The organism is Dellaglioa sp. CoH-57-MRSF-18 (assembly GCF_056781995.1).
The window spans coordinates 59,903-72,658 of the sequence record NZ_JBXAXX010000004.1; the positions used below are offsets into that span (position 1 = coordinate 59,903).

Here is a 12,756-nt window from a genome sequence, read left to right on the forward strand (position 1 = left end):
GAGGGCCGGAAAATGATTGATTTGAAGCTCTTAGAACAAAGTATAATTGATTTTTCAAATTTAAAACAAGAACCTGAGTGGTTTCAACAATTAAGAAGAGATGCCTTTGTAAAAAAAACATTACTAGCGCTTCCTTCATTTGAAAAAATTAGATACCAAAAATGGCCCATTATACCTGAAACACTGGTTAAAGAATCAGGGGAATTTGTTTCAAAAAAATCGGATGAAAATACGTTTATTCAAGTTGGATCTCGAACGATTAGTTTAAATATATCTGAGGAATTAAAAGAAAATCATGTTATTATTTGCGACTGGTCAACCGCGTTAGTGGAACATGCAGATTTAATTAAGAAATATTTTATGACTAAGGCAGTTAAATGGGATAGTGATTTGTTGACCGCAACGCATTTAGCACAATTAACCGGTGGTTTGTTTATTTATGTACCTAAAAATGTTGTATTAGACAACCCAATTACAACTTATTTAACGCAGGATGCACGGGACAATCAGGACTATGTACAGCATGTTTTAATTGTCGCAGCAGAAAATAGTCAGTTTTCATATCTAGAAAATCGTTCAACAGTCGGTGATCAGATCACAACCGCAAATATTATTGTGGAAGTGATTGCTAAAGCTAACAGTCATGTTAAATTTGCTGGAGTTGATCAATTAGGGGAACATACAACAGCATATATTAACCGTCGGGGTTATTTATTAGGCAATGCAAAAATAGATTGGTCAATTGGATTACTTAATAATGGCAATATAATTGGCGATTTCGATTCTGATTTAATTGGTGCAGGTTCTCACGCAGATGTTAAAGTTGTTGCGATTTCAACAGGAAATCAGATTCAAGGGATTGATACACGGGTGACGAATTATGGTAAACATTCAATTGGTCAAATTCTGCAACACGGTGTAATTTTATCGCGTTCTACATTAATATTTAATGGAATTGGCCATATTATTAAAGGTGCAAAGGGTGCGAATGCTCAACAAGAAAGCCGTGTGCTAATGTTATCCACAAAAGCACGTGGAGACGCTAATCCTATTTTATTAATTGATGAAAATGATGTTCAAGCTGGACATGCAGCTAGTGTTGGACGCGTGAATCAGGAACAATTGTACTATCTGATGAGTCGTGGATTACACAAAGAAGAAGCAGAAAGACTTGTTATTCGTGGATTCTTAGGACCTGTTTTAACGGCAATTCCGGCAGTTGATGTTCGTGAACGATTAATCGAAACAATAGAGGGGAAACTCATTAATGGTCAAAAATTTGAAAAAGTATCGCAATGATTTTCCTATTTTAAAGCAAATTGTGAATGATGAACCGTTAATTTATTTTGACAATGCTGCAACTGTTCAGAAACCACAAGCAGTTATTAATGCCATTTCACATTATTATGAAAATGATAATGCCAATGTACATCGTGGTGTGCATACTTTAGCCGAGCGTACAACACAGCAATTTGAAGATGTACGACAAGCTGTTGCTGATTTTATTCATGCAAAATATTCAGCTGAAATCTTATTTACAAAAGGGACAACCGAAAGTTTAAACTGGGTTGCTCAGGGTTTTGCACAGAATCGATTGAAACCAGGGGATGAGATTTTAATATCTATTATGGAACACCATAGTAACCTTGTTCCTTGGCAACAAGTCGCACAAGCAACTGGTGCTAAATTAGTTTACATCGACATAACAGATGATGGACAATTAGACATTAATGATGCGAAATTAAAAATGACAGCTAAAACTAAAATTGTATCGCTAACTCAAATTTCAAATGTTTTGGGGAGTATAAACCCCATCAAAGAATTAACGGACATGGCACATACAGTCGGTGCGGTTGTTATTTGTGATGGGGCGCAATCAATACCTTATATGCCGATTAATGTTCAGGAGTTAGATGTTGATTTTTTTGCTTTTTCAGGTCATAAAATGGGGGCTGCAACTGGTATTGGCGTTTTATATGGAAAAAGTAATTATTTGAACGAGATGCAGCCACTAGAATTTGGTGGTGAGATGATTGATTTTGTTGAAGAGCAACAATCAACCTTTAAAGATATTCCTTGGAAATTTGAAGCGGGGACACCTAATATTGAAGGGGTCATTTCATTAGGTGCTACTATTCACTATTTAAATGAAGTTGGAATGGTTAATATACAAGCACATGAACAGATGCTCATCACTGATTTATTACCTAAATTAAAAGCCATTTCTGGCATTACTGTCTATGGGCCAACTGAAAGTAAAAAACGATCAGGCGTTATTTCATTTAATTTGGAGGGACTACATCCGCATGACGTTGCGACAGCTCTTGATATGCAAGGAATTGCGGTTCGCGCGGGTCATCATTGTGCACAGCCATTAATGAAGTGCATGGGTGTATCGTCAACTGTTCGTATTAGTTTATATTTTTACAATACTTTAGAAGAAAATCAAAAATTTATTGACGCGTTAATCGCTACAAAGGAGTTCTTTAAAAATGGGACTATCTAAATTAGATAATTTATATCGCCAAGTTATTTTGGAACATGCCACACATCCGCATCATCATGGCTCACTAGTAAAGGGTCAGAAATCAATTGAACTCAGAAATCCAACCTGTGGGGATGTTTTAAAAGTTGAACTTATCATGAGTGACAACAAGGTTCAAGATGTTGCCTTTTCTGGGACGGGTTGTACGATTAGCCAGGCATCTGCAAGTATGATGACTGATGAAATTATTGGTAAAGCAAAAAATGAAATAGAAGAAATGGTGACAACATTTTCAAGAATGGTAACAGGTGAAACGATTGATGAAAATCTTTTAGGTGATGCTGCTATTTTAGAAGGTGTCGCTCAGTTTCCAGCTCGGATTAAGTGTGCCACATTAGCTTGGAAGGCAGTTTATCAAGCTATTAATTTAGAAAATTAGAGAGGAGGTAAGATATGAAAGAACTAGATGTTGGTGGTGAGTATGAATATGGCTTTAAAGATGATATTGAGCCTGTTTATTCAACTGGGCGTGGCTTAACCGAAGCGATTGTTCGAGAAATTTCGGCAGCAAAAAATGAACCAGAGTGGATGTTGGATTATCGACTTCGTGCCTTTGCCTTATATGAAAAGATGCCAATGCCAAGTTTTGGTCCTGATTTGTCTAAGTTAGATTTAGCTAATATGCGCTATTTTCAACGTGCTAGTGATAATGTTGCTAGAGACTGGGAAGATGTCCCAGATAAGATTAAAGAAACCTTTGACCGACTTGGTGTTCCAGAAGCTGAACGTAAATACTTAGCTGGCTCTTCTGCACAATATGAATCAGAAGTTGTTTACCATCATATGCGTGAAGATTTTGAAAAATTAGGAATTATTTTTATGAGTACAGATGCTGCCGTCCAAGAATATCCTGAATTGGTTAAACAGTATTTTGGCAAATTGGTTCCTGCCTCTAATAATAAATTTTCAGCTTTAAATTCGGCTGTTTGGTCTGGTGGTACTTTTATCTATGTACCTAAAGGTGTGAAGACCGAGGTGCCTATTCAAAGTTATTTCAGAATTAATGCGGAGAATACAGGACAATTTGAACGAACATTAATCATTGTTGATGAAGGCGCAAGTGTTAATTACGTTGAAGGTTGTACAGCACCTAATTATTCGGCAGACAGTTTGCATGCGGCAGTCGTTGAAGTGAACGTCATGAAAGATGCCTATTGTCGGTATACAACGATTCAAAATTGGTCAGATAATGTGTATAGCTTAGAGACAAAACGTGCTAGAGCCTTAGAAAATGCGACGATGGAGTGGGTTGATGGTAACCTTGGATCAAAAGTTACAATGAAATATCCAAGTATTTATTTAGATGGTCAAGGCGCACATGGCACAATGTTGTCGATTGCGTTTGCTGGTGGGAATATCGTTCAAGATACTGGGGCAAAAATGATTCACAATGCTAAAAATACGACTTCTTCGATTGTTTCTAAATCGTTATGTAAAGATGGTGGACGAGTTGATTATCGAGGTTATTTAAAATTTGGTAGACATAGTGATGGTTCGTTTGCACATGTCGAATGCGATACAATCATCATGGATGATAAATCAGCGAGTGATACGATTCCATTTAATGAAATTTTAAATGGCAATGTTTCTATGGAACATGAAGCTAAAGTTTCTAAAATTTCTGAAGAACAATTATATTACTTAATGAGTCGCGGAATTTCTGAAGCAAAAGCAACAGAGATGATTGTAATGGGATTTGTTGAACCGTTCACCAAAGAATTACCGATGGAATACGCTGTTGAATTGAATCGTCTGATTGAGTATCAGATGGAAGGCAGTGTGGGGTAAAATAGTTTAGAATGATGTTACTTTTCCTAAAAAGTAAATAAGGGGATAATAATTAAATGATATATGCACTGGAAATAAAAGGCTTAAAAAAAGAATATGCAACGGGTGTTAAAGCGTTACGTGGTATTGATCTGGCTGTAGAAGAAGGGGATTTTTATGCACTTTTAGGGCCTAATGGTGCGGGAAAATCAACGACAATTGGTATTATTACATCTCTTGTGAATAAAACAGCGGGAACAGTGAAGGTTTTTGATTACGATATTGATACCAATTTGGTACAAGCCAAACAACAAATTGGACTTGTCCCACAGGAATTTAACTTTAATCCTTTTGAAACGGTTCAACAAATTGTTGTTAATCAGGCTGGTTACTATGGTGTTCCTCATAAAGAAGCAATGGAGCGCAGTGAAAAATATTTAAAACAGTCAGATTTATGGGAAAAACGTAATGTACGTGCACGAATGCTTTCTGGTGGGATGAAACGAAGATTGATGATTGCCAGGGCATTAATGCATGAACCTCGGTTGCTCATTTTAGACGAACCAACTGCGGGTGTAGATATTGAGTTGAGACGTGAAATGTGGTCTTTTTTAAAGGAATTGAATGAGAATGGCACAACGATTATCTTGACGACTCATTATTTAGAAGAAGCAGAAACACTTTGTCGTCATATCGGTATTATTCAATCAGGTGAGTTGATTGAAAATACGAGCATGAAAACTTTATTATCAAAATTACAATTTGAAACGTTTATTTTCGATTTAGATGTGTATGATAAAAAGCCAGAAATTATAGGGTATAAAAATTCCTTTGAAGACGCGCAAACAATTTCTATCGAAGTTGAACGAAATCAAGGTGTTAATGGGATCTTTAAACAATTTGATGAACAAGGGATAAAAGTTCTTTCTATGCGAAATAAATCGAATCGATTAGAAGAGTTATTCTTGAAAATTACGGAAGAAAAGCACCAAGTGGGGGAGAAACATGTTTAATCAATATTTTACTGCATTAAAAAGTCTCGCAATAAAAGAAACTAATCGTTATTTGAGAATTTGGGTACAGACATTAGTACCACCAGTGATTACAACATCATTGTATTTTATTATATTTGGTAAAATGATTGGTGGCCGAATTGGTGCAATGGGTGGATTTTCATATATGGAATTCATTGTACCAGGGTTAATTATGATGTCGGTGATCACTAGTTCGTATGCTAATGTATCTTCGTCATTTTTTTCTCAGAAATTTCAGAAAAATATTGAAGAATTACTAGTTGCACCAGTACCAACGCATATTATTATATGGGGATTTGTTATTGGAGGACTTGGAAGAAGTGTTTTAGTTGGGGCACTTGTCACTATTATTTCATTATTTTTTGTACCTCTTCATGTTTTTTCGTGGGTCATTATTATTATCACACTTTTGATGACAGCCATTTTATTTTCATTAGCAGGATTAATTAATGGTATTTTTGCACAGTCATTTGATGATGTGTCAATTGTACCTACGTTTGTTTTACAGCCATTAACTTATCTTGGTGGTGTTTTCTATTCTATTTCAATGTTACCACCAGTTTGGCAGGCCATCTCTAAGATTAATCCAATTGTTTATATGATTTCAGGATTTAGATATGGTTTTTTAGGTAAGACTGATGTATCACTTGCTTTATCAATGATAATTCTTATTCTGTTTATTGGTGTTCTTTACTGGATTTGTTGGTATCTTATTAATAAAGGTAGAGGTTTGAGAAGTTAGGATAGCCAATGTAATAATCCTTCTTTCTTATTAATCATTCTGTGACGGTTGATCAATAATGAATCTGGATAGCACCAAAAACAAAAGTCTTATGGCTTTTGTTTTTTTGTTAGGGTACGAAAAATGGTACCAAAGATAGATATCGTAGACTCTTTAAAAGATAGATATAAGGTATATTTTGAAAAAATGTCTGTTTTTCAAGTAAATTATTATTAAAACACTAGAATAACGTTTATACTAGCTACATATAAAACTAAAAAGGAGATAAATAATGACTATAAATAAACAATTAATTAAAGATGATTTATACGAAGCAGTAAATGGTGAATGGTTAAAAACTGCCAAAATTCCTGATGATAAACCTGCGACGGGTGGTTTTAATGATTTAGCTGATGAAATTGATAAAACTTTGATGGCTGATTTTGAAAAAATGTCAGCTGATTCTAGTGTTAAAGCACCATTAATGCAAGAATTTTTAAACTATTATGCCTTAGCAGCTGATTTTGATCGACGTGAATCAGAAGGAACCTTACCATTGAAAAAAGTTTTAGCACCTTTAGAAAATTTAACAAGTTTAGCTGATTTCGATACTAAATGGGCAGATTTTGTTCGTGCGGGTTATCCAACACCACTTGGGTTTGATGTTGATGCTGATATGAAAAATGCTAAAATTAATGCTTTATTTGTGGCAGCTCCGAGTTTGGTTTTACCAGATAAAACGTATTATGAACGAGATAATTCACAAGCTGAAGGTTTACTTAAAGCATTTAGGGCGATGATGACTAAGTTATTAGTTGCTTTAGATTATAGTGAAGAAAATGCAAATCATGTTATTACAGAGGCACTAACTTTTGATCGTAACTTAGTGCCAAATGTCAAGAGTGCTGAAGAATCAGCTGATTATAGTAAAGCGTACAACCCACAAAGTTTCACAGAATTTAGTTCACAAAGTAGTAATTTAGATTTAAAATCAATTGTTAAAAATCTTTTAAATGGGAATGAACCAGAAAAAATAATTGTGACTGAACCTAAATTTTTATCATCTATTGATGAACTCGTGAATACAACTCATTTTACAGAATTTAAAAGTTGGTTAATTGTTAAAACAGTAGGGAGTCTTAGTTCATATTTATCAGATGACTTACGTGTTATTGCTGGTGAATACGGGCGTGCATTATCTGGAAGCAAGGCACCGAAAAAACAACAAAAGTTTGCTTATTATCTAGCCATGGGAACCTATAGTGGGGTTGTGGGCGAATATTATGGATATAAATACTTTGGTGAAGATGCTAAAGCAGACGTTCAACAGATGGTTGAAAAGATGATTAATGTTTATCAAAATAGATTGGCTACTAATAATTGGTTAACAAGTACTACACGTGATAAGGCAATTTTAAAATTAAGTAAATTAGGTATTCAAGTTGGGTATCCAGATAAAATTAACCCGCTTTATCAAAAAATGCACGTTAATATGGAAAAAACATTGCTAGAGAATGCAATGGCCTTTGATAAATTAGCCACTGAAGATATGTTTAGTAAGTGGGATAAACCTGTCGATCGTGATCTTTGGGAGATGAGTGCAGCAACAGTTAATGCTTATTATCATCCCTTTAAAAATATCATTGTCTTTCCAGCGGCTATTTTACAAGCACCATTTTATAGTTTAGAGCAGAGTAGTAGTGCTAACTATGGTGGTATTGGAGCAGTTATTGCGCACGAGATTTCACATGCTTTTGATAATAATGGTGCGCTATTTGATGAGTATGGTAATTTGAATAATTGGTGGAGTGAAGCCGATTTGACCCATTTTAAAGAATTATCACAACAAATGATTACTGAATTTGACGGAACTGAATTCGCAGGCCAAAAAGTTAATGGGACTTTAACAGTTTCTGAAAATATTGCTGATGCTGGTGGGCTTAGTTGTGCACTTGAAGCGGCTAAATCTGAAGACGATACTGATTTTGAAGCATTTTTCATTAATTGGGCACAAGTATGGCGAATGAAGGCTTCAACACAGTATATGCAATTGTTATTATCAATTGATGTTCATGCCCCTGCTAAGTTGCGTGCTAATATTCAAGTTCAAAATTTAGCAGAATTTTATGATGCCTTTGATATTGTTGCAAGTGATGCAATGTATAAAGCAGTCGATGAACGCGTTAATATTTGGTAAATGATTAATTAAGACAAATTAAAAGGACATTATCAAAATGATAATGTCCTTTTTGCTGCGATTGTTTATCCGTAATACTTAAAGGTAGCATATTATAATACTTCGTTCTCTGTAATTTTTTCTTCCAAAACGTTGAAATTATATTCAGAAAGTTCATTTAAGCCATTTTTACTCTCATCAAAGAAAGCAGTTAAACTTTCAGATAACATTAGATTGATAACACGACCAGCTTCAAATTGAACTAAGATAACTGGAATATGAGCTTCTACTGCCATACCAACTTCAAACATAGTACCAGAGTCAGGTTCGTTATCTTCGTCTTCTTTGTAGTCTAAGATAGCAACAACAACGTCTGCGCGATGAACTTGGCGTGTGTCAGCTAAATAAACTGCACGTTGCCATTGTTGACTGAATTGTTCATATTGTTTACTTTGATTATCTTGGGGCAAGTAAATATTGTCACTATCAATTGTTTTGTTCTCTTTTAATGCTGCAACAACTTGAGAAACACGTTCACGTTGTTTGTCGCTAAAAAATGGACCTGCTAAATAAACTTTATTCATTAATATCGTCTCCTGGAATATATATTTGCTTTTTTAAGTATAGCATGACATTTTAAAAATGGGCACAAAAAAAGAAGACAATGAAGTCTTCTTTTTCAATTTCTAAACACCGTAAACGAATTGACCTGAATTAAAGTGGTCAGCTGAAATAACGTAAACGTTACCACTATTACGTAAAGTAAAGTTAGCTAAATCATTTAATAAGTTATTGGTTGTTTTTCCAGGTTCAGTATCGATAATTTGACCATCACTAATTAAACCAGGGAATACAGCGTCTTCGTTAATTAATAAAGTATTAACACGATGTTGCGTTAATAGAGCAAACAAATCGATTGGGTTTGTTTTGCTTGGATTAACTTCATCAAGTGAACGAGCACGATCCAATAAATGATCAATTGTTTGATTGATTAAAATTTGATTTTGATCTAACAAATCTTTTTCAATTTCTGTAGTTGTTAGGGCACTAGGTGATTTTTTAATTGTAATTTCTGAATTAACTGATTTTAATTTTGTTAATTCATGGAATAAGCTTTGATTTTTAGGTAGTCCAATAAGGAAAAGACGTTTATAAATTAATTCGGGATGGGTAACTAGGAATTTTTCAATTGCCAAGTAGTAATTTCTATTATCAATCGCTTTTTCTTCATCCTTAGTATTTAACCCATGGAGGGCGCCAGTAGGGCCATGAGTGGTCGTGGTATCTGTACTTTCAGGACCAAGAGTTGATACCATGTCGATAGGAGCATCCTCTGGGAGTTCTTGTTTCAATAAGACACCTTCTTTGAATTGATGTAATTCAAATGAATCACGGTGTAAGCTTAGGATTGTTCCTGATAATTTTGTTGCTTGTTGAGCTAATAAAGGTAAAGTGTATGCTTCAGGACCAACAATAACTTTATCTACTTCAATAGCGTGATTTAAATTAAATTTAAAGTAATCGTTAGGTGTTAAGTAAAGTGCGATACTAGGGAATTGACCGATTTTATCTGCAATTTCATTAATAAAATTAACCAATTGTGTTTCAATTAGTTCCCAAGTTTTCTTAGGTACATCCGAATGAGCTTCTTTGGCAGTTTTTAAACTAGTTTTTAGTTTTAACTGATTCTTCGCAGCAAAATTAATACCTGGATATGTTTTGATAAAGATTGATACAATGGGTTCTTCTTTGATTGTGAGTAATTTTTTCAAATTGTTATGCATTGACATAATGGTTCCCCCTTTATATGATTACCTTTAGTATAACATCATGAAAACGGTTATCCAACTTATATGGTTACGTTTTCATAAAAGGAGTAAATATGATTTATTTAGAAAAAGATAACAAAAATATTAAAAAAATGGAAGCTTACATGAAAAATAATTTTTCTTACTTAGGGATTAAGACACCAAGTCGACGTGAACTAACAAAGGACTTGATGAAAGAATCTAAGAGTTGGCCTCTAGAAGAGTTAATCTCACAAATTTTAGCTTATTATGGTCGTGAAGAAAGAGAGTATCAATATGTTGCAATCGACTTAGCACAAAAAAATCTTAAACGATTGACGGTTGATGAAGTCCAAGTATTGGTTGAGTTAATTAAGGTTAAACCATGGTGGGATTCAGTAGATGCTTTACGTAAGGTTATTAGTGACTTTTTAAAATTAAGTCCGATAAATTTTAACGATATTAGTAAGCAATTTGAAAACCATGATAATTTCTGGATGCGTCGTGTGGGTATAAATCTTCAGTTAGGCTATCGTGAAGAAACTAATCTAGCTTACTTATCAAAGATGATTTTGAATGATAGAACAACAGATGAATTTTTCATCCAAAAAGCGATTGGTTGGTCATTACGTGAGTATGCTAAGACTGATGAAAATTGGGTTATAACTTTTATTGAGAGCCATGATCTATCAAAGCTAGCTGTGCGAGAAGGACTTAAACATGTGAAGACAAAATAAAAAAGACTGATTTTATTCAGTCTTTTTTGCTTATTTTAAGGTTAAGAATTTATCTCCGGCAAGGTCTCTGTAGAAATTTGCTTTAATTGCTTGTTGATAAGGCATGTACCAAATATAACCAATTCCAAGTGTCACGATTGATAATAGGTACCAACCAACCAGACTTAACTCTATTACGAATAAATCAAATTTGTGTCCGTTCATTAATTCACGGCTTAACGTTATTTTTTTATTAATACTGATGTCAGGATGATTTGGGTTATCTGTTAAGTCTTTGTTAATCATAAAGACTTGTGAATAAGAATAGTATTTAATAATTCCTGGGACAATAAGCAAGAGAGTCCAAAGTGTACTATAAATGGTTTTGAGAATGGCGATACCAATAGATGGGAAAAATAATTCATTTGAGAAAACTTGGAAACTTTGTGTAAATGCATGTTCTGGTGTTTTTTGTGAACTGACCCAAGTTAAGAATGTATATGAAACACCTACAAGTAGAATTTGAAAAATAAGATAAAGAACAACGACAGTTGCTGAAATTATAGGACTGATAGCTGATGATTGGTTATTATTTTCAGTAGAATATAAATTCATAATGTCTGCGTACTCAGTAGAATATAAGCGAGAATAAACAATAAAAATAAGGATTGCTAGTAAGCTAACTAGGATAGCTGACTTCCAGTGTCCTTTAAGTAATGCCTTTGATTCAGATTTCAGTTGTTGTCTCGTTTTTAGTGGTTTTTCCATGATGTGTGTCTCCTTAATTGTATATGTTTTAATAATATTTTAAGCATACATTAAACCAAATATTAAGTCTATACTGACAGATTGAGAATGTGAGTATTTCAATATTTTTAGACGGTATAAAAGTGAAACAAACCAAACTTTTTGTTAGATTGTAGTAAGATGAATAGCGTAATCTATATTAATGGAAGAAGAGTGAGCTAATGGTAAATAAAATGAAGGCCATCGCAGCATTTGGAAAATTTCCGACAGAAGATAAAAATGCATTACGAGATGTCAAAATCGATAAACCGACACCTGAAAATCATGATATTCTTGTGAAGGTAACGGGTATTTCAGTGAATCCAATAGATTATAAATCAAGAATGTTAATTGATTCTGAAGAAAAATTACTTATTTTAGGTTTCGATGCAATCGGGGTCGTCTCTGAAATAGGATCAGAAGTAACACAATTTAATAGTGGTGATAAGGTTTTTTATTTAGGTGTCAATAATCGTTCAGGAAGTAATGCTGAGTATCAGCTAGTTGATGAACGACTAGTTGGAAATGCACCCAAGAAAATAACAGACAGTGAAGCAGCCGCTATGCCACTAACAGGTGTAACAGCATGGGAAGCATTATTTGAAAAATTAAATTTCATTCCAGAGAAAAATGCCAATAGTGGAAAATCAGTTTTAATTATTAATGGAGCTGGTGGTGTAGGCTCTATTGCTATTCAACTTGCTAAATGGGCTGGTTTGACTGTTATCACGACCGCTTCAAGATTAGAAACGAGCGATTGGGTTAAAAAGATGGGCGCTGATATTGTCATTAATCACCGAAAAGATTTGAAGAAACAATTAGTTAAATTAAATATTAATGAAGTTGATGGTATTCTAATATTGCACTCAACAGAAACTTATTTTGATTTAGCAGCAGATATCATCAGACCTCAGGGTATTATTACTTCAATTGTGGGCACATCTGATAATTTACCAATTGGTAAATTAAAAAATAAAAGTAATGAGTTTAAATGGCTAACAGTTTTTACTAAAGGTGTATATTACACGGCAGATATGAGCTCTCAAGGTAAAACATTAAATCGCTTAGCCACGTTATTAGATGAAGGCAAACTAAAATCAACGATGACTAAATCATTGGTGGGGATTAACGCCGATAATTTACGAACGGCTTCTGAAGTTGTTGAAAATGGTAAGATGATTGGAAAGTTTGTAATAACTGGTGAATTTAACGCGGAGGTATAAG

12 protein-coding genes are annotated in these 12,756 nt (G+C 34.1%); 9 read left to right on the plus strand and 3 right to left on the minus strand.

Annotation, left to right across the window (positions count from 1 at the left end; all coding sequences use genetic code 11):
* Window positions 1-12 precede the first annotated feature (12 nt).
* The 7 genes from sufD (at window position 13) to AC1RPG_RS05515 (ending at window position 8,264) form a co-directional block, all read left to right on the plus strand.
* A complete protein-coding gene (gene sufD / locus AC1RPG_RS05485) occupies window positions 13-1,299 on the plus strand; it encodes a Fe-S cluster assembly protein SufD (protein WP_481761646.1) in 1,287 nt (428 codons plus the stop codon).
* Window positions 1,268-2,506 (plus strand): aminotransferase class V-fold PLP-dependent enzyme, encoded by a 1,239-nt coding sequence (locus tag AC1RPG_RS05490; RefSeq protein WP_481761647.1) that lies wholly within the window; start codon window positions 1,268-1,270, stop codon window positions 2,504-2,506. The genes sufD and AC1RPG_RS05490 overlap by 32 nt, the downstream gene beginning before the upstream one ends.
* A complete protein-coding gene (gene sufU / locus AC1RPG_RS05495) occupies window positions 2,493-2,924 on the plus strand; it encodes a Fe-S cluster assembly sulfur transfer protein SufU (protein WP_481761648.1) in 432 nt (143 codons plus the stop codon). Before AC1RPG_RS05490 ends, sufU begins: the two co-directional genes overlap by 14 nt.
* Window positions 2,925-2,938: 14 nt before the next feature.
* A complete protein-coding gene (gene sufB / locus AC1RPG_RS05500; protein ID WP_481761649.1) occupies window positions 2,939-4,333 on the plus strand; it encodes a Fe-S cluster assembly protein SufB in 1,395 nt (464 codons plus the stop codon).
* 56 nt (window positions 4,334-4,389) lie between these two features.
* Complete coding sequence (locus AC1RPG_RS05505) at window positions 4,390-5,325, plus strand: ABC transporter ATP-binding protein (RefSeq protein WP_481761650.1); 936 nt, start codon at window positions 4,390-4,392, stop codon at window positions 5,323-5,325.
* The gene (locus AC1RPG_RS05510; protein ID WP_481761651.1) at window positions 5,318-6,088 is read left to right on the plus strand and encodes an ABC transporter permease; all 771 of its coding nucleotides are present in this window, start codon (window positions 5,318-5,320) and stop codon (window positions 6,086-6,088) included. Before AC1RPG_RS05505 ends, AC1RPG_RS05510 begins: the two co-directional genes overlap by 8 nt.
* A gap of 271 nt (window positions 6,089-6,359) precedes the next feature.
* On the plus strand, window positions 6,360-8,264 hold the full coding sequence (locus tag AC1RPG_RS05515; protein ID WP_481761652.1) for a M13 family metallopeptidase: 1,905 nt from the start codon (window positions 6,360-6,362) through the stop codon (window positions 8,262-8,264).
* 92 nt (window positions 8,265-8,356) lie between these two features.
* Here AC1RPG_RS05515 and AC1RPG_RS05520 read toward each other — a convergent pair whose 3' ends face one another.
* Window positions 8,357-8,827: a nucleoside 2-deoxyribosyltransferase gene (locus tag AC1RPG_RS05520; RefSeq protein WP_481761653.1), complete on the minus strand. Its 471-nt coding sequence runs from the start codon at window positions 8,825-8,827 to the stop codon at window positions 8,357-8,359.
* A 102-nt stretch (window positions 8,828-8,929) separates the two neighbouring features.
* Entirely contained in the window at window positions 8,930-10,033 is a 1,104-nt protein-coding gene (locus tag AC1RPG_RS05525; RefSeq protein WP_481761654.1) for a baeRF6 domain-containing protein, read from the minus strand.
* Window positions 10,034-10,125: 92 nt separating this feature from the next.
* Between AC1RPG_RS05525 and AC1RPG_RS05530 the strand changes: the two genes are divergently transcribed.
* Window positions 10,126-10,767: a DNA alkylation repair protein gene (locus AC1RPG_RS05530; protein ID WP_481761655.1), complete on the plus strand. Its 642-nt coding sequence runs from the start codon at window positions 10,126-10,128 to the stop codon at window positions 10,765-10,767.
* A 30-nt stretch (window positions 10,768-10,797) separates the two neighbouring features.
* On the opposite strand, the gene AC1RPG_RS05535 is transcribed toward AC1RPG_RS05530, so the two are convergent.
* Entirely contained in the window at window positions 10,798-11,514 is a 717-nt protein-coding gene (locus tag AC1RPG_RS05535) for a DUF975 family protein (protein ID WP_481761656.1), read from the minus strand.
* A gap of 200 nt (window positions 11,515-11,714) precedes the next feature.
* On the opposite strand from AC1RPG_RS05535, the gene AC1RPG_RS05540 reads away from it, so the two are divergent.
* Entirely contained in the window at window positions 11,715-12,755 is a 1,041-nt protein-coding gene (locus AC1RPG_RS05540; RefSeq protein ID WP_481761657.1) for a zinc-binding alcohol dehydrogenase family protein, read from the plus strand.
* Window position 12,756: the final 1 nt, after the last annotated feature.